Below are 20,057 nucleotides of genomic sequence, written 5' to 3' on the forward strand. Positions count from 1 at the left end.
TCCTCCACGCTACGGGTTCCGCGCCGGTCGTCCACCGAGCGTGGGCGACGGGCAGAGTCCTGTCAGAGGCCTGCGGCAGAGTGGAGGCATGACCTCCACGACTGCCGTGCCCCTCCGCGAGGCTGCCCGCGCCGCCCTCGGCGAACTCGTCGGCCGCCCCGACGTCGACTTCCACGACGGCCAGTTCGAGGCGATCGAGGCGCTGGTGGAGGGGCGTCGCCGCGCGCTGGTCGTGCAGCGCACCGGGTGGGGGAAGTCGGCGGTGTACTTCGTCGCGACCCTCCTGCGCCGCCGGCAGGGCACCGGCCCCACCGTGCTCGTCTCCCCGCTCCTGGCGCTCATGCGCGACCAGATCGCCGCGGCCGAGCGCGCGGGGGTGCGCGCGGTCGCCATCAACTCGACGAACGCGCACGAATGGGCGGAGGTGCAGGACAGCCTCGCTCGGGACGAGGTCGACGTGCTGCTCGTCTCCCCGGAGCGGCTGAACAACCCGGCCTTCCGCGAGGAGCAGCTGCCGACGCTGGTGGCGCGGCTCGGCATGCTCGTCGTCGACGAGGCGCACTGCATCAGCGACTGGGGGCACGATTTCCGCCCGGACTACCGCCGGCTCCGCGATCTCATCGCGCAGATGCCCGCCGACGTGCCGGTGCTGGCGACGACCGCGACGGCCAACAGTCGCGTGGTGGCCGACGTCGCGGAGCAGCTCGGGGCGCTGCCGGGTGGCGCGAGCGGAGCGGAGGCGGTACCCGTGCTCACGATCCGGGGGCCGCTCGCCCGCACCTCGCTGCGGCTCGGCGTGCTCCGCCTCAGGGACTCGGCGAGCCGCCTGGCCTGGCTGCTCAGTCACCTCGACGACCTCCCCGGCAGCGGGATCATCTACACGCTGACTGTGGCGGCGGCGGTCGACACCGCCCGATTCCTGCGCGACCACGGCCACGACGTGCGCGCCTACACCGGCCAGACCGATCCCGAGGAGCGCGCCGAGTCGGAGGGCATGCTCAAGCGGAACGAGGTGAAGGCGCTCGTCGCGACCAGCGCCCTCGGCATGGGGTTCGACAAGCCGGACCTCGGGTTCGTCGTGCATCTCGGTGCCCCGTCCTCGCCCGTCGCGTACTACCAGCAGGTCGGACGAGCCGGGCGTGCCAGCGAGAGCGCGGACGTGCTCCTGCTCCCCGGTGTCGAGGACCGTGAGATCTGGCACTACTTCGCGACCGCGTCGATGCCCGATCGGGAGCGCGCGGAACGGGTCATCGCGGCGCTCGGCGACAGCCCGATCTCCACGCCGGCGCTGGAGGCCGTCGTCGACATCCGTCGTACGCCCCTCGAGCTGCTGCTGAAGGTGCTCGACGTGGACGGTGCCGTGCGCCGCGTGCAGGGCGGCTGGGTCGCGACGGGACAGCCGTGGACGTACGACGCCGAGCGCTACGAGCGCATCGCCGCCGAACGGGTCGCAGAGCAGGAGCACATGCTGGAGTACGAGCGCACGGACGGCTGTCGCATGGCCTTCCTGCAGCGGGCGCTCGACGACGACACCGCGGCTCCCTGCGGTCGGTGCGACAACTGCGCGGGCGTGTGGTTCCCGGCGGAGATCGCGCAGACGGCGAGTGCACAGGCGACGGAGTCCCTGGACCGGGTCGGTGTGCCGGTCGAGCCTCGCCGCGCGTGGCCGACCGGCGCCGACCGTCTGGGCGTGCCGGTGCGCGGTCGCATCCCCGCGGGGGAGCAGGCCGACGAGGGACGCGCCCTCGCCCGGCTCACCGACCTCGGCTGGGGCGGCGCGCTGCGCGAGATCTTCGCCGCGGGTGCCGCGGACGCGCCGATCAGCCCGGCGCTGCTGCAGGCCTGCGTGCGCGTGCTGGCCGGGTGGGACTGGGCGGAGCGGCCGATGGCTGTGGTCGCGATGCCGTCGCGCTCGCATCCGCAGCTCGTCGACTCCCTCGCCCGCGGGCTCTCGGAGATCGGGCGGCTGCCGTACCTCGGCGCGCTGGAGTGGCGGAACGGGGGTCCCTCGGGGCAGGCGGGCGGGAACAGCGTGTTCCGGCTCGCGGGGGTGTGGGATCGGTTCGACGCGGCGCATCTCGAGGTCCCCGCCGGTCCGGTGCTGCTCGTCGACGACCTCATCGACAGTCGCTGGACCCTGACGGTCGCGGCGCGCGCGGTGCGGCAGGCCGGAGCCACGGCCGTGCTGCCGTTCGCGCTCGGCCTGCGCGGCTGAGCACCGGTCCCCGAACCGACGCCGTCAGTCCTCGGCGGGGGCTACGGGTGGCGGCCAGGTCGTCGCGCCGAGTTCGCGGGAGATGTTCCGTGCCGTGTCCCGCAGCGCGTGCATGGTCGCGTCGGATGCGGGTGCCTCCGACGTCGGCAGTACGACGGCGACGGCGGCGACGATCGTGTTCGAGGCGTCGGCGATCGGGGCGGCGAGGGAGGATTCGCCGAGCACGGCTTCATCCGTCTCGGCCGCCGTCCCGCGCTCCGCGATCCCCGGCAGCTCGAGGGTCAGTCGGGCGACGTCAGTGATGGTGTCGCCGGTGAGGCTGCGCAGGGGCTCCGCGAACACGCTCTGCTGGAAGCCCTGGTCGTAGGCGAGGAGCACCTTCCCCATGGCGGAGGCGTGCGCGGGGACGGCCATTCCCGTCTCCAGCATCTGCGGGCTGTCGTCGGGCCGGAGGTTGTGGTGGATCACGAGGACGTCCGTGAGGTGCGGCGCGCCGAGGCGCACGGACAGCTCGGTGCGCCGGGCCAGTTCCTGCGTCCAGCGCATCGCCCGCGCCCGCACATCCAGTGTGTCGAGGTACACGTTGCTCAGCCGCAGGAGGGTAGGGCCGAGCATGTAGCGCTGTCCGCCGCGCTCCTTCGCGACGAGGCCGTGCGCGCGCAGCGACTTCACCAGCCCGTGCACGGTCGACGGCGGAAGGCTCAGGGCCGCAGCGAGATCGGTGATACCGAGGTGGCGGGCGCCCTGGAGCAGGTCGAGGATCTTCGCCGCGCGGTCGATCGCCTGGATCATGCGCGTCCTCCTTCCGGTCGTCGTCGAGCCGGGTTTCCGGTCGCCGGATCGATCTTGACAACCCGGCAGGCTCCGAGCATATTCGACATTGACGAATCCTTTTCGGATTTTTGCTCGAGACTCACGCCGCATCAAAGGAGATCGCAGGATGAAGAAGCTCATCAACGCCCCGGAGGACGTCCTCGTCGAGTCCCTGAAGGGCGTCGCCGCCGCGCACCCTGAACTCTCGGTCGACCTGGAGAACCACGTCATCACCCGGGCGACACCGAAGGAACAGGGCAAGGTGGCCGTCGTCTCGGGCGGCGGATCCGGCCACGAGCCGCTGCACGGCGGCTACGTCGGCACCGGCATGCTCGACGCGGCCGTCGCCGGCGAGGTCTTCACCTCGCCCACCCCCGACCGCGTGCAGGTGGCGACTCAAGCGGTCGACCGCGGCGCCGGCGTGCTGCACATCGTCAAGAACTACACGGGCGACGTGCTCAACTTCGAGATGGCCGCCGAGCTCGCGGCGATGGAGGGGATCGAGGTCGGCACGGTCGTCGTGGACGACGACGTGGCCGTGCAGGACTCGCTCTACACCGCCGGCCGTCGCGGCGTCGGCCTCACCGTCCTGCTGGAGAAGCTCGTGGGAGCCGCGGCGGAGGAGGGCCGCGACCTCGCGGCGGTCGTCGACCTCGCGAAGCGCATCAACGGGCAGGGGCGCTCGATGGGCATGGCCCTCACGAGCTGCACGGTGCCCGCCGCCGGGAAGCCCACCTTCGACCTCCCTGACGATCAGATGGAGATCGGCATCGGCATCCACGGCGAGCCGGGACGGCATCGTGAGCCGCTCGCGCCGGCGTCGGAGATCGCTCGGCAGCTCGTCGAGCCGATCCTCGGCGACCTCGACGCCACCGGACCCGCGATCGTGATGCTCAACGGCATGGGCGCCACGCCCCTGATCGAGCTCTACCTCATGTACGGCGAGGTCGCCGCGATCCTGGAGAAGTCCGGCGTGCAGATCGCGCGGAACCTGGTGGGCAACTACATCACCTCCCTCGACATGGCCGGGTGCTCCGTCACGGTGCTGAAGGCCGACGACGAGCTGCTACGGCTGTGGGACGCCCCGGTGAACACCCCCGGCCTGCGGTGGGGCGCGTGATGGCGGCCGTCGGCACCGACGTCCTCGTCGACTGGATCTCCCGCTACCGCGAGGCCGTCACCGCGCAGCGCGACTGGCTCACGGAACTGGACTCCGCGATCGGGGACGCCGACCACGGCGCGAACATGGCGCGGGGCTTCACGGCGGTCGGGGAGAAGCTCGCGGCGACGACGCCCGCGACGATCGACGAACTCCTCAAGTCCGTCGGCATGACCCTGGTGAGCTCGGTGGGCGGTGCGAGTGGCCCCCTCTACGGCACCTTCTTCCTGCGCATGGGGATGTCGGCCGGTGCGGTGACGACATTGGACGGACCGGCGCTCGCCGCGGCACTGCGGGCGGGGCTCGAGGGCATCGTCGCGCGGGGCAAGCCCGAGGCCGGCGACAAGACGATGTTCGATGCGATGGCCCCCGCGGTCGACGCTTTCGATGCCGCCCTCGCCGGCGGAGCGGATACCGCGGCGGCGGCCGGGGCGGCCGCGGACGCCGCGACCGCCGGTCGTGACGCCACGGTGCCCCTCGTCGCCCGGAAGGGCAGAGCGAGCTACCTCGGTGAACGCAGCGCCGGACATCTCGACCCGGGAGCCGCCTCGACGGCGCTCCTATTCGAGACGCTCGCCGCGGCCCTCGCGGACGCCGAATGATCGGGATCGTCGCCGTCTCCCACAGCGCCCGGCTCGGGGAGGCGGCGCTCGAACTCGCCCTGCAAATGGTGCCGGGCGGCGGCGTGCAGGTCCGTGTGGCGGCCGGTGCGGGTGTGGACGCGGAGGGTGCGCCGATCCTCGGGACGGACGCCGTCGCGGTGTCGGCGGCGATCGACGAGCTCGCCCCCGACGTCGACGGCGTGCTCGTGCTGATGGATCTCGGGTCGGCCGTGCTGAGCGCCGAACTCGCGCTCGAACTGCGCAGCAGCGACGTGCCGGTGCGGCTGGCTCCGGCACCGTTCGTCGAGGGGCTCCTCGCGGCGGTCGTGGCTGCGGCGGCAGGCGGCGACCTCGACGCGATCGCCGACGAAGCCTCGTCCGCCCTCGCGGCGAAGACCGGCCAGCTCCTCCCGCCGGACGCGGAAGGCACGGCGGCAGCGGACTCCGCGCCGGTGTCGGCGGGGGACGCCTCCGCCTCGCCCGACGTGGCCGGGGAAACCGTGACGCATCGTGTGCGCGTGCGCAACCCTCTCGGCATCCATGCCCGCCCCGCCGCGCTGATCGCGGAGTCGGCGGCGGGGGCGGACGTGCGTCTGCGGCGGCTGCCGGACGGCCAGGAAGCCGCGGCCGGAAGCCTGACCCGGCTGCTCGCGCTCGGGGCGCGTCAGGGGACCGAGATCGAACTCACCGGTCGGGGAGCGGACGCCGAGGCGGCGATCGACCGCCTGGTCTCGCTCTTCCAGGGAGGGTTCGGCGAGGGCGTCGAGGCGGACGAGGACGCCGCCGGCAGCTCCGGAACCGCACCCGCGCCCGCGCCCGGCACGGCCGGGGACGATCAGACGCGAACCGGGGCCGACCACGCGTCCGCGCCGCCGCCGGAGATCGTCTCCGGGACCGTGCTGCAGGGCCGTGGGGTCAGTCCCGGACGTGTGGCCGCGAGGGCGGTGTCCCTCGCACCGGCACTCCCGGAACCCGATGCCGCTGCTGTCGTCCCGCCGGAGGGCCGGGAGGCCGAGGTCTCCACGATCGAATGGGCGGCGGTCGCCGTCGCCGATCAGCTGCGATCGCGCGCCGAGCGGGCGCGCGGAGAGGCGCGGGCGATCCTGGACGCCTCCCGACTCCTGGCCTCGGATCCGGAGCTCGTGGCCGAAGCCACCGCCCTCGTGCGTTCGCAGGGACGGTCGGCCGCGCGGGCGGTCTGGGAGACGTCCGCGGCGCACGAAGCGGCACTCACGGCTCTCGGCGGGAGGATGGCGGAACGCGCCGCCGACATCCGTGACGTCCGCGACCGCATGATCGCCGAGATCCTCCGGGTGGACATGCCAGGGGTCCCCGAGCGTGACGAGCCGTTCGTGCTCGTCGCGACCGACCTCGCCCCCGCCGACACGGCAGCGCTGGAGGGCGGGAACTGCGTCGCCCTCGTGACAGCGGACGGCGGGCCGACCTCGCACACGGCGATCATCGCGCGCGCGCTGGGACTGCCCGCCGTGGTCGGGGTGGCCGGAGCGACGGGGATCCCCGAGGGCGCCATGGTCCTCGTCGACGGCGACCACGGCACCATCCACGTCGACCCGGACGAGGCGGAGATCGCCGAGGCACGGGCCGCGGCGGTCGTCGTCACCTTCGATGGACGGGGCCGTCTCGCCGACGGGACCCGCGTGCCGCTCCTGGCCAACGTCGGAGGGGCATCGGATGCCGGGAGCGCCGCGGCGGCGCACGCCGAGGGGGTCGGACTGTTCCGCACCGAGTTCTGCTTCCTCGACCGGACCGAAGCGCCGAGCATCGAGGAGCAGGTGGAGGCGTACCGCGGGGTCCTTCGCGCGTTCCCCGGACGCAAGGTGGTCGTGCGCACGCTGGATGCGGGGAGCGACAAGCCCCTGCCGTTCGCGAACGACGACGACGAGGACAACCCGGCGCTCGGCGTCCGGGGCCTGCGTCTCTCCCGTCGCCGCCCAGCGCTGCTCGACGACCAGCTCCGCGCGCTCGCCAGGGCTGCCGACGCGGAATCCGCGGACGTGGAGGTCATGGCGCCGATGGTCGCCACGGTCGACGAGGCGGCGGACTTCGCCGCGCGGTGTCGTGCCGCGGGGCTGGACAGAGCGGGGATCATGATCGAGACCCCGGCGGCGGCGCTGCTGGCTGCCGAGCTGTTCGAGGTCGTGGACTTCGTGAGCCTGGGAACCAACGATCTCGCGCAGTACACTCTGGCCGCCGACCGGCTGTCCAGCGCGCTCGCCGATCTCAACGACCCCTGGCAGCCGGCGGTGCTGCGGCTGATCGGGACGGTCGGGGCGGCGGGGCGAGCGGCGGGCAAGCCGGTCGGGATCTGCGGGGAGGCGGCCGGTGATCCCGCGCTCGCTCCGGTACTCGTCGGGCTCGGCGCGACCTCGCTGTCGATGACGCCTCGCGCGCTCGGGCGGGTGGCGGCCGCGCTCGACGCGGTGGGCCCGGACGAGTGCCGACGGGCGGCGGAGGGGGCGAGCCGCGCGGCGACCGCTGCGGAGGCGCGGCAGGCAGCAGCTCTCGTGCTCGGCGGAGGCGGCGCCGGCTGAGCCGCACGGCTCCTGCGTCCAGCTCCTTGCGTTACTGACCGATCGTTCAGTTAGTATGGGCGGACGGGACGCGGTCCCGTCCCAGCGCGACGAGGAGGTCGGCGATGACGGAGGCGACGGATACGGCGGAGGCCGTGCGGCCGAACCGGGCCATGATGGAACGTGACCGAGCCTCCGCGATGCTCGGGCTCGTGATCGAACGCGACGACCCGGGGCACGCGGTCGTGTCGATGCGCGTCCGCGAGGACATGACCAACGGCTTCCAGATCACCCACGGCGGGCTCGTGTTCGCGCTCGCCGACACCGCCTTCGCGATCGCGTGCAACGAGGACGATCGGGTGACGGTGGCCGCCGGTGCCGACATCTCGTTCCTCAAGCCCACCGTCGCGGGGCAGACCCTCACCGCGACCGCCGTCCGCCGCACCCGTAGCGGTCGCTCCGGCCTCTACGACGTGACGGTCGTGGACGAGCACGGCGACGCGGTCGCCGAGTTCCGCGGCCGCTCCCGCACGACTTCCCGCACCTTCTGACCCCGCCCCCGTCCCGAGGAGTCCCCGTGTCGACGATGACCGCCCCCGCCTCCGCCCTCCGCCCGCCCACGGCCGATGAGCTCGACCCCGAGGAGCGGATGAGCCGCGCCGAGATCGAGCAGCTCCAGCTCGAGCGCCTGCGGTGGACCGTGCAGCACGCCTACCGCAACGTCCCGCTCTACACGCGGAAGTTCGATGAGGCGGGCGTGCACCCCGACGACATCCGCACGCTCGACGACGTGCACCGGCTGCCGTTCACCACCAAGGACGACCTGCGCGAGACGTACCCGTTCGGGATGTTCGCGGTGCCGATGGCAGACGTCGCCCGCATCCACGCGTCCAGCGGCACCACGGGGCGCCCGACCGTCGTCGGCTACACGCGTGGCGACCTCGACCGATGGGGGTCGCTCGTGGCCCGCTCGCTCCGGGCCAGCGGGATCCGGCGCGGCATGAAGGTGCACAACGCCTACGGCTACGGTCTCTTCACGGGCGGGCTCGGGGCGCATGCCGGGATCGAGGCGCTGGGAGCGACCGTGATCCCCATGTCGGGCGGGCAGACCGCGCGCCAGGTGCAGCTCATCCACGACTTCGAGCCGGACGCGATCCTGTGCACGCCGAGCTACCTGCTCACGATCGCCGACGCGATGGCCGCGCAGGGCATCGACCCGCGGTCCACCTCGCTCAAGGTCGCGGTGCTCGGCGCGGAGCCCTGGACCAACGAGATGCGGCATGAGCTGGAGCAGCGGCTCGGTATCGACGCCCTCGACATCTTCGGGCTCAGCGAGGTCATGGGGCCGGGCGTCGGAAACGAATGCCTCGAGACCAAGGACGGCCCGCACCTGTGGGAGGACCACTTCCTGCCGGAGGTGATCGACGGCGACACGCTGCAGGCGCTTCCGGACGGCGAGCGGGGGGAGCTCGTCTTCACCTCGCTCACCAAGGAGGCGTTCCCCGTCATCCGGTACCGCACGCGCGACATCACCCGCCTGCTCCCTGGCACGGCGCGGCCGGGGATGCGGCGCATGGAGAAGGTCACCGGACGCAACGACGACATGATCATCCTGCGCGGCGTCAACCTCTTCCCGACGCAGATCGAGGAGCTGGTCCTCGGCATCGAGCAGCTCACCCCGCACTTCATCCTGGAGCTGACGAAGGAGGGCCGGATGGACGCCCTCACCGTGCGCATCGAGCGCCATCCCGACCTCTCCGTGGAGACGTGCGAGGCGGCGGCACAGGTGCTGGTGCAGCGCATCAAGGTGTTCATCGGCTCGTCGGTCGCCGTGCGGCTGGAGGAGCCGGGGGCACTGCCGCGTAGCGAGGGCAAGTACAAGCGCGTGTATGACCTGCGTTGACACGCGGGGGTCTCGGCGGCGACCTCCGCGATGAGCGCGGCGGGCGGTGCGAGACTGAGGGGGATGTCCGAGATGCAGACCACGCGGCGCGGCCGCCCCGGGTACGACCAGCAGGGGATCCTCGCCGTCGCGGTGGCCGCCTTCAACGAGCACGGCTACGACGCGACCTCGATCGGGATGCTCGCGGAGCGCCTCGGGTTGTCGAAGTCGGCGATCTACCATCACTTCGGGTCGAAGGACGAGATGCTCGACCGCGCCCTCGACAGCGCCCTCGGCGGGCTGGAGGCCGTGGTCGACGCGCCTCTCCCGGACAGCGGGGGAGCCGCCGATGCGGTCGCCCGCCTGGAGCACGTGCTCCGCGGGGCCGTCCATGTGCTCGTGGACCAGCTCCCCGCCGTGACGCTGCTGCTGCGCGTGCGCGGGAACACCGAGGTGGAGCGCCGTGCCCTCACCCGGCGGCGGGCGTTCGACCGCCGCATCACGGCCCTCGTCGCGGAGGCGCAGGCCGAGGGCTCCCTGCGCTCGGACATCGATGCGGCCGTCGTCGCCCGCCTGACGTTCGGCATGATCAACTCGATCGTCGAGTGGTACCGCCCCGGCGGTCGCGAGGGCGCCGATCGTCTCGCGGACGACGTCGTCGCGATCGCCCTCGACGGCCTCCGCCATCCCTGACCCGCGAGACCCCGTCTTCGCGCCGAGGCCCCGCCCTCTCCGCGTGGGAAGGGCGGGGCCTCGACGAGTGCCCGGGGTCTCGGGGGACTATGCGGCGGGGGTGAGCTCCTTCGCGACGAGGGTCAGGACATCGTAGGTCGCGACGAGCTCGTCGTCCTGGTTCTTCAGGACCGCGTCCCAGCGCACCTCGCCGTACTCGTCGGTCTCCCGCGGCGTGATCTGCTTGGCGGTGAGCTCGACGCGGATCTCGTCGCCGGGGGAGACCGGGGTCACGAAGCGCAGGTTCTCCAGCCCGGAGTTCGCGAGCACGGGCCCGGGAGCCGGGTCGACGAAGAGCCCCGCCGCCCACGACACGAGCAAGTAGCCGTGGGCCACGCGTCCGGGGAAGAACGGGTTCGCCGCCGCCGACGCCTCGTCCATGTGCGCGTAGAACGTGTCGCCCGTGAACGCCGCGAACGTCTCGATGTCGTCGAGGCTGACGGTGCGTGAGGGACTGACGACCTGGTCCCCGATGCGCAGCTCCGCCAGCGACTTGCGGAAGGGGTGCACGCCGTCGCCGGCGTCGAACGGACGGGCCGAGGCCCCCTGGTGCCACACCCCGGTGAGCGCGGTCATCATCTCCGGGGAGCCCTGCACCGCCGTGCGCTGCATGTGGTGCAGCACCGCCCGGATGCCACCGAGCTCCTCGCCGCCGCCGGCGCGGCCGGGGCCGCCGTGCACGAGGTTCGGGAGCGGGGAGCCGTGTCCGGTCGAGCTGCGGGCGTCGTCGCGGTCGAGGAAGAGCACGCGGCCGTTGTACGCCGCGATCCCCGCGGCCAGCGTCGTCGCGACCTCCGGGTCGTGCGTCGCGACGCTCGTCACGAGCGAGCCGCCGCCCCGGGCCACGAGCGCCGCCGCCTCGTCCAGCGTGCGGTAGCCGAGGATGCTGGAGACGGGGCCGAACGCCTCGATCTCGTTCACGGCGGGGCTCGTCGCATCGGTGAAGCGCAGGAGCATCGGCGCCACGAACGCGCCGTCCTCCGCCGGGCCCTCGCTGCCGTCCGCACGGCGGACCGTCGGGGCCTCGGGGGAGCCGATCACGAGCTCGCCGCCGCCCTCGCGGAGTCGCGCCACCTGCCGGAGCACCTCGTCGCGCTGGGCCGTCGAGGCGAGCGGTCCCATCGTCACGCCCTCGGCGCGCGGGTCGCCCACGACGATCCGCGCCGCGAGCCGGTCGCGCACGGCGGCGATCACGTCGTCCACCGCGTCCTCCGGCACGATCGCCCGCCGGATCGCGGTGCACTTCTGCCCGGCCTTCGACGTCATCTCCGCGACGAGCTGCTTCACGTAGGCGTCGAACTCCGGGGTGCCGGAGGCGGCGTCCGTGCCGAGGACCGAGGCGTTGATCGAGTCGGTCTCGCTGGTGAAGCGGACCCCGCCGGTCTGCACCGCGTCGTGCGCCCGCAGCCGCTCGGCCGTCGACGCGGAACCGGTGAACGCGACGAGGTCGCCCAGGCGGAGGTGGTCGAAGAGGTCGGGCACGCTGCCGGACACGAGCTGCAGCGACCCCTCGGGCAGCAGACCGGACTCGACCATCACCCGCACCATGGCCTCGGTGAGGTAGCCGGTGGGGGTGGCGGGCTTCACGACCGTGGGGACACCGGCGAGGAAGGCCGGCGCGAACTTCTCCAGCGAGCCCCAGACGGGGAAGTTGAAGGCGTTGATCTGCACCGCCACCCCGGGCAGCCGGGTGTAGATGTGCCGACCGAGGAAGGAGCCGTCGCGCGACAGGTTCTCCACGGCGCCGTCGACGTAGACCTTCGCGTTCGGCAGCTCCCGGCGGCCCTTGCTGGAGTACGCGAAGAGCACGCCGATGCCGCCGTCGATGTCGACCCAGGAGTCCTGCGCGGTGGCGCCGGTGCGGCTGGAGAGCGCGTACAGCTCCTCTTTGCGGGCGGTCAACGCGAGCGCGAGCTGCTTGAGCAGCACGGCGCGCTGGTGGAACGTGAGCTCCCCGAGGGAGGCCTGACCGGTGGTGCGGGCGTAGTCGAGCGCGGCGCCGAGGTCGAGGCCGGCCGTGGAGACGCGGGCGACCGTCTCTCCGGTCGAGGCGTCGCGCACCTCGGTGGCGTCCGCGTCGGAGGCGGGCGTCCACCAGGAGCCCTGCACGTAGCTGGGGAGGATCTCGGTCATCGGGGTTCCCTTCATCAGTCGTCCCATTCGTAGAAGCCGCGTCCGCTCTTGCGGCCGAGGTGTCCCTCGGCGACGAGGCGGCGCAGCAGGGCCGGGGGTTCGAAGCGCGGGCCGAGGTGCGCCGCGAGGTACTCGGCGATGCCGAGCCGGACGTCCAGCCCGACGATGTCGGTGAGTCGGAGCGGCCCGACCGGGTGCTTGTAGCCGAGGGTCATGGCGGCGTCGATGTCGGCGGCGTCGGCGACGCCGTCCTCGAGCATCCGGATCGCCTCGAGGCCGAGGGCGACGCCGAGGCGCGAGGACGCGAAACCGGGGGCGTCGGCGACGACGATGGGCGTCTTGCCCAGCGCGCGGACCCAGGAAGCCGCGTCCGCGACGAGGTCCGGCGCGGTCGCGGCGCCGCGCACGACCTCCACGAGCGTGGAGGCGGGCACGGGGTTGAAGAAGTGCATCCCGAGGAACCGGGTGGGGCGGTCGAGCACGGCTGCGAGCTCGTCGATCGAGATGGACGAGGTGTTGGACGCGAGCGCCGCATCGTCCGCGAGGTGCTGCTCGACGCGGGTGAGCGCCTCGATCTTGAGCGACAGCTCCTCCGGGACGGCCTCGACGACGAGGGTGCAGTCCGCGAGCAGTGCGGCGTCGGTTCCGGTCGCGAAGCGGGCGCGATACGCCTCGGCGGTCTCGACGGCCGTGCCGCGGGAGAGCGAGGCGTCGATCGACCCGTGCACGCGGGCGGCGGCGGCCGCGGCGGCGTCGTCGTCCCGCTCGACGACGGTCACGGGGGATCCGGCGAGGAGGAAGGCGTGGGCGATACCGGCGCCCATGCGTCCGCCACCCAGCACGCCGACGCGGGCCGGGACTGCGGCCTCGGGGGAGGAGGGCGTGCTCATCGGTCTCTCCGTTCCAGGAAGGCGGTCATGCGACGGTGCTTCTCCGGGCTCTCGAACAGCGCGGCCTGCTCCTCGAGGTCGGCTGCGGGGTGCTGGTCGCGCGGCGCCCGGAAGACCCGCTTGGTCGCGATGGTCGCCGCGGGGTCGTTGCGGGCGATGCGGTCGGCGACCGCGTGGGCGGCGGCGAGGAGATCGGCGGGTTCGTGCAGCGAGGAGACGAGCCCGATGCGGAAGGCCTCCTCGGCGTGCACGGTGCGTCCCGTGAGCAGCAGTTCGATGGCACGGGCGTCGCCCACGATCTCCTTGAGCCGCCAGCTCGCTCCGGCGGCGGCGAGGATGCCCAGGCCGGTCTCCGGGTTGCCGATCTTCAGGGTCGGCGTCGCGAGGCGGATGTCGGCGGCATACGCGAGTTCCGCGCCACCGCCGAGCGCGTAGCCGTCGATCGCGGCGATCACCGGCATCGGCAGCTCCGCGACGCGGACGAACGCGTGGGCGTTGATGCCGCGACGGGCGTCGTCGGCGCGACGGTCCCGGAGCTCCGCGATGTCGGCGCCCGCCGCGAACACCCCGTCGGCGCCGGTGAGGATGAGCGTGCGCGGCGTCTCCTCCAGCTCGGCGCACAGCGCGTGCAGGGCGTCGATCGTGGCCTGGTCGATCGCGTTGCGCTTGTGCGGACGGTTCAGGGTCGCGACGACGCGGTCCGCGGTGCGGGTGACGAGCAGCGGCTCGTCCGCGCCCCTCACACCTTCTCCAGGATCACGGCCGCGCCCTGGCCGACGCCGACGCACATCGTGGCGAGGCCGTAACGGGAGTCCTCGCGTTCCATGCGTCCCATCAGCGTCACGAGCAGGCGTGAGCCGGACGAGCCGAGCGGGTGGCCGAGGGCGATGGCTCCGCCGTCGGCGTTCACGCGGTCCTCGTCGAGGCCGAGCCGCTGGATGCAGGCGAGCGACTGCGAGGCGAACGCCTCGTTGAGCTCCACGGCGCCGATGTCGTCGAGGGAGAGCCCCGAACGGCGCAACGCCTTCTCCGTCGCGGGGACCGGTCCGAGTCCCATGATCTCCGGAGCCAGGGCGGCGGAGGTGCCGACGACGATCCGCGCGCGGGGCGTCAGTCCGTGGCGCTCGACGGCTTCGGCGCTCGCCACGAGCACGGCCGAGGCGCCGTCGTTGAGGGCGCTGGAATTGCCGGCCGTGACGACCTCTCCGCCCGCCACGACGGGGCGGAGGCGCGCGAGCACCTCGAGGGTCGTGTCGGGACGCGGGCCCTCGTCGACGAGCACCTCGCCGTCGCGGACCGGCACGCCGACGATCTCCGGGGCGAAGCGGCCCGCGGCGATCGCGGCGGCGGCGCGCTGCTGGGAGCGGACGGCGAAGGCGTCGGCCTCGGCGCGCGTGATGCCGTCGACGCGGGCCACCTCCTCCGCCGTCTCCGGCATGGTGAAGGTGGCCTTGTCCCGCGCGGCGAGCCGCGGGTTCGGGAAGCGCCAGCCGATGGAGGTGTCGAAGGCGGCTCCGGGCTTCGCCCACGCCTTCTCCGGCTTGGCCTGCACCCAGGGGGCGCGGGTCATGGACTCGACGCCTCCGGCGACGAGGAGATCGGCGTCGCCCGCGCGGATCGCCTGCGCGGCCATGGTCACGGCGGACATCCCGGAGGCGCACAGGCGGTTGACCGTGATGCCCGGCACGGTGTCGGGGAGACCGGCGAGGAGCACGGCCATCCGGGCGACGTTCCGGTTGTCCTCTCCGGCCTGGTTGGCAGCGCCGAGGATGACCTCGTCCAGCTCGGTACGCGCCGGGTCGAGCCCGGCGCGGCGCACGGCCTCGCCGACCACGAGCGCCGCGAGGTCGTCGGGACGGACGGCGGAGAGGGTGCCGCCGTAACGGCCGACCGGGGTGCGGACCCCTCCGACGAGGTAGGCCTCTGGCATGCGGATCTCCTGACTTCGTCGTCCTGGTGTGGTCCGGGAGCGGCCGGTCGAGAATTACTGACCGATCGTAAGGTAATTATGGCACAGGCGCACGGCCGGCCGCGATCCCGGACCGGGCGTCAGACGCTGAGATCCACGCCCTTCGTCTCCTTCACCAGCGAGACGCCGATGAGCGAGATGATCGACGCGACCGCGATGTACACGCCGATCGTCCACGCGGCGTGGAACTGGTTCAGCAGCGCCTCCGCGATCATCGGTGCGAACGCGCCGCCGAGGATGGCCCCGAGGGCGTAGCCGATCGAGACGCCCGAGTACCGCACGTTCGCAGGGAACATCTCGGCGTACAGCGCCGCCTGCGGGCCGTACGAGAGTCCGAGTGCGAACGTCATGACGAACAGGGCCACGAAGTACCAGACGATGTTCGCCGTGTCGATGAGGAACCACATCGGGATCGCCCACACCGCAAGGGCGACGTACCCGATCTGGAACGTGCGGATCCGGCCGAGACGGTCGGAGAGCGCCCCGCCCCAGAGGGTGAAGATCAGCCACCCGAACGAGGCCAGCGTCGTCGCCAGCAGCACCGGCGGGCGCTCCATGCCGAGGCCCGTGACCGCGTACGTCGCGAAGAAGGCGATCAGCAGGTAACCCGCGGCGTTGTTCGCGATGAAGATGACGGCCGTGAGCACGACCTTCTTCGTGTGCGCGCGGAAGAGCTGTCCGAGCGGGGCCGAGGCCTCCTTGCGGCGGCGGCGGAGGTCTTCGAACACGGGGCTCTCGTCGACGGCGCGGCGGATGACGTAGCCGACCGCGATGAGCACGATGGAGAGCAGGAACGGGATACGCCAGCCCCACTCGAGGAAGGCCTCGGGGGACGTCGAACTCGTGAGCGCCCACAGGGTGAAGGTGGCGAGGATCATGCCGACCGGCACGCCGATCTGCGGGAACGCGCCGAACAGGCCGCGTCGCGCCGACGGGGCGTGCTCGACGGCCATCAGGGCTGCGCCGCCCCATTCGCCGCCGGCCGAGAAGCCCTGCAGGATGCGCAGGAGGATCAGGAGGATCGGGGCGGCGACGCCGATGGCGGCGTACGTCGGCAGCAGCCCGATGAGGGACGTGGACAGTCCCATCATCACGAGGGTGAAGACGAGCATCTTCTTCCGGCCGAGCTTGTCGCCGAGGTGCCCGGCGACGATCGCACCGAGCGGGCGGAAGAGGAACGAGATGCCGATGGTCGCGAACGAGAGCACCTGGGCGAGCCCGGGGCTCGACTCTGCGATGGGAGCGAGGAAGAGCGGGGCGAGCACGAGGCCCGCCGCCTGGGCGTAGATGAAGAAGTCGTACCATTCGATCGACGTCCCCACGAGGGTGCCGGCGAGGACGCGCCGCTCCTCTGCGGGCATCCTTCCGGTCGACGAGGCGGCTGCGGTGGCTGAGGTCATGCGAACTCCGTTGTTCTGCGAGGGGGGAGCACCGACGCGGGTACGTCGGTGATGACTTACCGAATGATCGGTCAGTAATCGCCGAGCGTAGCGTATCGGCGCTCCGCCCACGAGGGTTCGCCGGCCGGATCGACCTCAGACCCTCCCGAAGGCGCGGAGCGGATGCTCGATGAGCTCCACCACGCGGCGGAGGAATCCCGCCGCGTACCCGCCGTCGCAGACCCGGTGATCGAACACGAGGGAGAGCTGGACGATGCGACGCGGCACGATCGCCCCGTCCACGACCCAGGGGCGCTCGATGATCCGGCCGATGCCGAGGATCGCGACGTCGGGGTGGTTGATGATCGCCGCCGAGCCGTCGACCCCGAGCCCGCCGTAGTTGTTGAGGGTGAAGGTGGATCCGCGGAGCCGCTCGGGCGGCAGGGTGCCGGCGCGCGCGGTGGCCGCGAGCTCGCGCAGGGCGGCGTCGAGGTCGGTGACAGTGAGCCGGTGCGCGTGCGGGACGACCGGGACGAGGAGGCCGCGTTCGGTGTCGGCGGCGACGCCGAGGTTCACGCCGTCGAACGAGATCAGCTCGGAGCCGTCGTCGCTGAGCCGCGAGGCGAGCACGGGGTAGTCCTCGAGCGCGAGGAGCACGAACCGCGCGAGCAGCGCCGTGATCGACGGGGCCTTCCCGCCGTCGGGAGCCATCTGAGCGCGGAGATTCCAGAGATCGGTGGCGTCGACGTCGACCCACACGGTGGCCTCGGGGATCTCGGACCGGCTGCGGGCGAGCCGGGCGCTCACGGTGCGACGCAGCGGGGAGAGGCGCTCCCTGCTGCGGACCGGGAGGCCGTCGATCTCGCCGGTGGGAGCGGTCGCGGAGGTCGGCGTCGGGGCCGCGGCGACGCCGTCCACGGCGTGGTCCACGGCGGCGCGCAGCACGTCGGCGCGGGTGATCGCCCCGTCCGCTCCGGTGGGGGAGATCGCGTGCACGTCGAGGCCCAGATCGCGGGCGAGGCGCCGCACGAGCGGCGATCGCACGGCGACCGGAGCGGGTCGTGCGGCGTCGCGGGCGACCGGTGCGGCTGACTCCGGAGCGGTCGAGGCGGGTGCTGCGGGTGCGGGCGCTGTCGAGGCCGGCGCCGGCGTGGGGCGTGGCGGCGCGGGGCGCCGTCGCCGACCCGTCGAGGCGGACGCGGAGGTGCCGTACCCGATGAGGACGTTGCCCGACCCCGCACGCTCCTCCTGCCGGTACGCCTCGTGCTCGGGCTGCGTGGCGGGGGGCTGCGGCGCGGACGCGGTCTCCTCGCTGCCGGGGTCGGCGACTTCCAGCACCGGGGCCCCGACGTCGATGGTGTCGCCGGGGGTGCCGTGCAGGGCGGTCACGACTCCGGCGAACGGCGAGGGCAGTTCGACGACGCTCTTCGCGGTCTCGACCTCGGCGATCGCCTGGTCGGTCGTGATCGTGTCGCCGACGGCCACCAGCCACTGCACGAGGCCGGCCTCGGTCAGTCCCTCGCCGAGGTCGGGCAGGCGGAACACGCGGGCGGCGGTCTTCACAGGCGTGCTCATGCGTCGTCCTCCCAGTGCAACGAGTCGATCGCGTCGAGCACGCGGTCGACGTCGGGCAGGTACCAGTGCTCGAACTTGGGGGGCGCGTAGGGGGTGTCGAACCCGGTCACCCGCCGCACGGGGGCCTCCAGGTACTCGAAGCAGCGCTCGAACACCCGGGCCTGGATCTCGGAGGCGACGCTGACGAAGCCCGGGGCCTCGGCGATCACGACCGCGCGTCCCGTGGACCGTACCGCCGCGGTGACCGTCTCGTCGTCGAAGGGGGAGAGGGAGCGCACGTCGACCACCTGCACGCTGCGTCCTTCGCCCGCGGCGACCTCCGCCGCCTCCAGCGCGAGCGGCACGGAGGCCCCGTACGCGAGGAGGGTCACGTCGGTGCCGTCCCTGGCGATGCGCGCCGAGCCGATCTCCGCGGTCACCGCGGTGTCGACCTCGCCCTTCGACCAGTAGAGCTTCTTCGGTTCCAGGAAGACCACGGGGTCCGGCGAGGCGATGGCCGCGCGGAGCAGCGAGTAGGCGTCCTGCGGGGTGGACGGGCTCACGACCGTGAGGCCGGGCGTGTGCGCGTAGTACGCCTCGGACGAGTCGCAGTGGTGCTCGACGCCCCCGATGCCGCCGCCGAAGGGGATGCGGATCACGAGCGGCATGCGCATCCCGCCGCGGGTGCGGTTGCCGAGCTTCGCGACGTGGCTGACGATCTGCTCGAACGCGGGGAGGGCGAAGGCGTCGAACTGCATCTCGACCACAGGGCGCATCCCGTTCATCGCCATGCCGACGGCGGTGCCGATGATGCCGGACTCCGCGAGCGGGGTGTCGAAGCAGCGGTCCTCACCGAAGCGGGCGGTGAGCCCGTCGGTGATGCGGAACACGCCGCCCAGGGCTCCCACGTCCTCTCCGAACACGACCACGTCGGGGTCGGCGGCGAGGGCGTCCGCGAGGGCGCGGTTGAGGGCGGCGGCCATGGTCATGGTCGTGGTGGTGCCGACGGTCGTCGCGACCGGCGTCTCGTGCTCGGCGATGGTCATCGGGCGCCTCCGGTCGTCATCGTCTCGGCGGGGTGGGAGCGGGCGATCTCGTCGCGGAGGAGCTGCCACTGCTCCTCCCGCTGGGGCGAGCGGGTCGCTGTCACGAAGCGGAAGAGGTCTTCCGGGTCGAGCTCCGCATCGGTGTTCAGGGCGGTGCGCATGGCGGCGGCGATCTCCTCCGCGCCCGCGGCGAAGCGCGTCTCGGCCTCGTCGTCCAGCGTCCCCGTCGCGGTGAGGTGCGCGCGCAGGCGGACCAGCGGATCGCGGGCGAGCCAGGCCTGCACCTCCTCGCGTTCGCGGTAGCGGGTGTCGTCGTCGGCGTTGGTGTGCGCCTGCATGCGGTACGTGTGGGCCTCGATGAGGGAGGGGCCGCCGCCGGCGCGGGCGCGGTCGACGGCCTCCGTGAGCACCGCGAGGACCGCGGCCACGTCGTTGCCGTCGACGCGCTGCCCCGGCATGCCGTAGCCGACCGCCTTGTGGGCGAGGGAGGGGGCGGCGGTCTGCCGGGAGAGAGGGACCGAGATCGCGAACTCGTTGTTCTGCACGAAGAACACGACCGGGACGTGGAAGACGGCGGCGAAGTTCATCGCCTCGTGGAAGTCGCCCTCGCTCGTCGCGCCGTCGCCGCAGAGCGCGAGCACCACGGTGTCCTCGCCGCGGTGCTTCGCCGCCTGCGCGAAGCCGACCGCGTGCAGGAGCTGGGTCGCGAGCGGGGTCGCCTGCGGGGCGACGCGGTGCGCGCGGACGTCGTAGCCCGAGTGCCAGTCGCCCTTGAGGAGCACCATCGCCTCCGCAGGCGCGACGCCGCGGGCGATCACGGCGACCGAGTCGCGGTAGGTGGGGAAGAGCCAGTCGGTGTCGCCGAGCACCATCGCCGCCGCCACCTGGCAGGCCTCCTGGCCGTGCGACGACGGGTAGACCGCGAGGCGGCCCTGGCGCACGAGCGCGCCGGCCTGATCGTTGATACGACGGCCTTCGACGAGGCCGCGGTAGGCCGCCAGCAGGGCGTCGACGGCGGGGAGCGCGTAGGTCTCGTCGGGGAGGGTGGTCCCGTCCTCGGCGATCAGTCGTACCGCGGTGTCGCGCGGGAGCATGTCGTGGGGGTGCATCCGTCCGCCTTCCTTGCCGAACTCGATGAGGACAGCATGCCGC

The 20,057-nt window shown here is 72.8% G+C and carries 16 protein-coding genes; 7 read left to right on the forward strand and 9 right to left on the reverse strand.

Annotated elements, in window-relative coordinates; all coding sequences use genetic code 11:
• Window positions 1–88: 88 nt before the first annotated feature.
• The gene (locus tag AB0310_RS01155) at window positions 89–2,215 is read left to right on the forward strand and encodes a RecQ family ATP-dependent DNA helicase (RefSeq protein ID WP_187663502.1); all 2,127 of its coding nucleotides are present in this window, start codon (window positions 89–91) and stop codon (window positions 2,213–2,215) included.
• Between the two features lie 24 nt (window positions 2,216–2,239).
• Here the strand turns inward: AB0310_RS01155 and AB0310_RS01160 are convergent, their stop codons facing one another.
• Window positions 2,240–3,007: an IclR family transcriptional regulator gene (locus AB0310_RS01160; protein WP_268777145.1), complete on the reverse strand. Its 768-nt coding sequence runs from the start codon at window positions 3,005–3,007 to the stop codon at window positions 2,240–2,242.
• Window positions 3,008–3,155: 148 nt separating this feature from the next.
• Between AB0310_RS01160 and dhaK the strand changes: the two genes are divergently transcribed.
• The 6 genes from dhaK (at window position 3,156) to AB0310_RS01190 (ending at window position 9,895) form a co-directional block, all read left to right on the forward strand.
• Complete coding sequence (gene dhaK, locus AB0310_RS01165; RefSeq protein ID WP_259952011.1) at window positions 3,156–4,148, forward strand: dihydroxyacetone kinase subunit DhaK; 993 nt, start codon at window positions 3,156–3,158, stop codon at window positions 4,146–4,148.
• Window positions 4,148–4,789 carry a dihydroxyacetone kinase subunit DhaL gene (dhaL, locus tag AB0310_RS01170; RefSeq protein ID WP_366236405.1) on the forward strand — a complete coding sequence of 214 codons (642 nt, stop codon included), beginning with the start codon at window positions 4,148–4,150 and terminating at the stop codon, window positions 4,787–4,789. The genes dhaK and dhaL overlap by 1 nt, the downstream gene beginning before the upstream one ends.
• The gene (gene ptsP, locus AB0310_RS01175; RefSeq protein WP_366236406.1) at window positions 4,786–7,341 is read left to right on the forward strand and encodes a phosphoenolpyruvate--protein phosphotransferase; all 2,556 of its coding nucleotides are present in this window, start codon (window positions 4,786–4,788) and stop codon (window positions 7,339–7,341) included. The genes dhaL and ptsP overlap by 4 nt, the downstream gene beginning before the upstream one ends.
• Before the next feature lie 104 nt (window positions 7,342–7,445).
• Entirely contained in the window at window positions 7,446–7,871 is a 426-nt protein-coding gene (paaI, locus tag AB0310_RS01180) for a hydroxyphenylacetyl-CoA thioesterase PaaI (RefSeq protein ID WP_366236407.1), read from the forward strand.
• Window positions 7,872–7,906: 35 nt separating this feature from the next.
• Complete coding sequence (paaK, locus tag AB0310_RS01185) at window positions 7,907–9,223, forward strand: phenylacetate--CoA ligase PaaK (RefSeq protein WP_268777276.1); 1,317 nt, start codon at window positions 7,907–7,909, stop codon at window positions 9,221–9,223.
• Between the two features lie 63 nt (window positions 9,224–9,286).
• On the forward strand, window positions 9,287–9,895 hold the full coding sequence (locus AB0310_RS01190) for a TetR/AcrR family transcriptional regulator (RefSeq protein ID WP_363587589.1): 609 nt from the start codon (window positions 9,287–9,289) through the stop codon (window positions 9,893–9,895).
• Between the two features lie 87 nt (window positions 9,896–9,982).
• On the opposite strand, the gene paaZ is transcribed toward AB0310_RS01190, so the two are convergent.
• The 8 genes from paaZ to AB0310_RS01230 form a co-directional block, all read right to left on the reverse strand.
• A complete protein-coding gene (gene paaZ, locus AB0310_RS01195; protein WP_366236408.1) occupies window positions 9,983–12,067 on the reverse strand; it encodes a phenylacetic acid degradation bifunctional protein PaaZ in 2,085 nt (694 codons plus the stop codon).
• Window positions 12,068–12,081: 14 nt separating this feature from the next.
• Window positions 12,082–12,957 (reverse strand): 3-hydroxyacyl-CoA dehydrogenase family protein, encoded by an 876-nt coding sequence (locus AB0310_RS01200; protein WP_366236409.1) that lies wholly within the window; start codon window positions 12,955–12,957, stop codon window positions 12,082–12,084.
• Window positions 12,954–13,700, reverse strand: coding sequence for an enoyl-CoA hydratase/isomerase family protein (locus AB0310_RS01205; RefSeq protein ID WP_268777138.1), 747 nt, complete (start codon window positions 13,698–13,700; stop codon window positions 12,954–12,956). Before AB0310_RS01205 ends, AB0310_RS01200 begins: the two co-directional genes overlap by 4 nt.
• Window positions 13,697–14,887 carry a thiolase family protein gene (locus AB0310_RS01210; RefSeq protein ID WP_268777137.1) on the reverse strand — a complete coding sequence of 397 codons (1,191 nt, stop codon included), beginning with the start codon at window positions 14,885–14,887 and terminating at the stop codon, window positions 13,697–13,699. The genes AB0310_RS01205 and AB0310_RS01210 overlap by 4 nt, the downstream gene beginning before the upstream one ends.
• Window positions 14,888–15,006: 119 nt before the next feature.
• A complete protein-coding gene (locus AB0310_RS01215; RefSeq protein ID WP_366236410.1) occupies window positions 15,007–16,326 on the reverse strand; it encodes an MFS transporter in 1,320 nt (439 codons plus the stop codon).
• Window positions 16,327–16,461: 135 nt separating this feature from the next.
• The gene (locus AB0310_RS01220; protein ID WP_366236411.1) at window positions 16,462–17,880 is read right to left on the reverse strand and encodes a dihydrolipoamide acetyltransferase family protein; all 1,419 of its coding nucleotides are present in this window, start codon (window positions 17,878–17,880) and stop codon (window positions 16,462–16,464) included.
• On the reverse strand, window positions 17,877–18,905 hold the full coding sequence (locus tag AB0310_RS01225) for an alpha-ketoacid dehydrogenase subunit beta (protein ID WP_259952038.1): 1,029 nt from the start codon (window positions 18,903–18,905) through the stop codon (window positions 17,877–17,879). The genes AB0310_RS01220 and AB0310_RS01225 overlap by 4 nt, the downstream gene beginning before the upstream one ends.
• Entirely contained in the window at window positions 18,902–20,014 is a 1,113-nt protein-coding gene (locus tag AB0310_RS01230) for a thiamine pyrophosphate-dependent enzyme (protein WP_366236412.1), read from the reverse strand. Before AB0310_RS01230 ends, AB0310_RS01225 begins: the two co-directional genes overlap by 4 nt.
• Between the last annotated feature and the right edge of the window lie 43 nt (window positions 20,015–20,057).

The organism is Microbacterium meiriae (assembly GCF_040702565.1).
Lineage (GTDB): Bacteria > Actinomycetota > Actinomycetes > Actinomycetales > Microbacteriaceae > Microbacterium > Microbacterium meiriae.

Excerpts from the sequence above, each read along its gene's own strand:
- AB0310_RS01155 (WP_187663502.1), top strand. The coding sequence starts at position 89 with ATGACCTCCACGACTGCCGTGCCCCTCCGCGAGGCTGCCCGCGCCGCC.
- AB0310_RS01160 (WP_268777145.1), bottom strand. The coding sequence starts at position 3,007 with ATGATCCAGGCGATCGACCGCGCGGCGAAGATCCTCGACCTGCTCCAG.
- dhaK (WP_259952011.1), top strand. The coding sequence starts at position 3,156 with ATGAAGAAGCTCATCAACGCCCCGGAGGACGTCCTCGTCGAGTCCCTG.
- dhaL (WP_366236405.1), top strand. The coding sequence starts at position 4,148 with ATGGCGGCCGTCGGCACCGACGTCCTCGTCGACTGGATCTCCCGCTAC.
- ptsP (WP_366236406.1), top strand. The coding sequence starts at position 4,786 with ATGATCGGGATCGTCGCCGTCTCCCACAGCGCCCGGCTCGGGGAGGCG.
- paaI (WP_366236407.1), top strand. The coding sequence starts at position 7,446 with ATGACGGAGGCGACGGATACGGCGGAGGCCGTGCGGCCGAACCGGGCC.
- paaK (WP_268777276.1), top strand. The coding sequence starts at position 7,907 with ATGACCGCCCCCGCCTCCGCCCTCCGCCCGCCCACGGCCGATGAGCTC.
- AB0310_RS01190 (WP_363587589.1), top strand. The coding sequence starts at position 9,287 with ATGTCCGAGATGCAGACCACGCGGCGCGGCCGCCCCGGGTACGACCAG.
- paaZ (WP_366236408.1), bottom strand. The coding sequence starts at position 12,067 with ATGACCGAGATCCTCCCCAGCTACGTGCAGGGCTCCTGGTGGACGCCC.
- AB0310_RS01200 (WP_366236409.1), bottom strand. The coding sequence starts at position 12,957 with ATGAGCACGCCCTCCTCCCCCGAGGCCGCAGTCCCGGCCCGCGTCGGC.
- AB0310_RS01210 (WP_268777137.1), bottom strand. The coding sequence starts at position 14,887 with ATGCCAGAGGCCTACCTCGTCGGAGGGGTCCGCACCCCGGTCGGCCGT.
- AB0310_RS01215 (WP_366236410.1), bottom strand. The coding sequence starts at position 16,326 with ATGACCTCAGCCACCGCAGCCGCCTCGTCGACCGGAAGGATGCCCGCA.
- AB0310_RS01220 (WP_366236411.1), bottom strand. The coding sequence starts at position 17,880 with ATGAGCACGCCTGTGAAGACCGCCGCCCGCGTGTTCCGCCTGCCCGAC.
- AB0310_RS01225 (WP_259952038.1), bottom strand. The coding sequence starts at position 18,905 with ATGACCATCGCCGAGCACGAGACGCCGGTCGCGACGACCGTCGGCACC.
- AB0310_RS01230 (WP_366236412.1), bottom strand. The coding sequence starts at position 20,014 with ATGCACCCCCACGACATGCTCCCGCGCGACACCGCGGTACGACTGATC.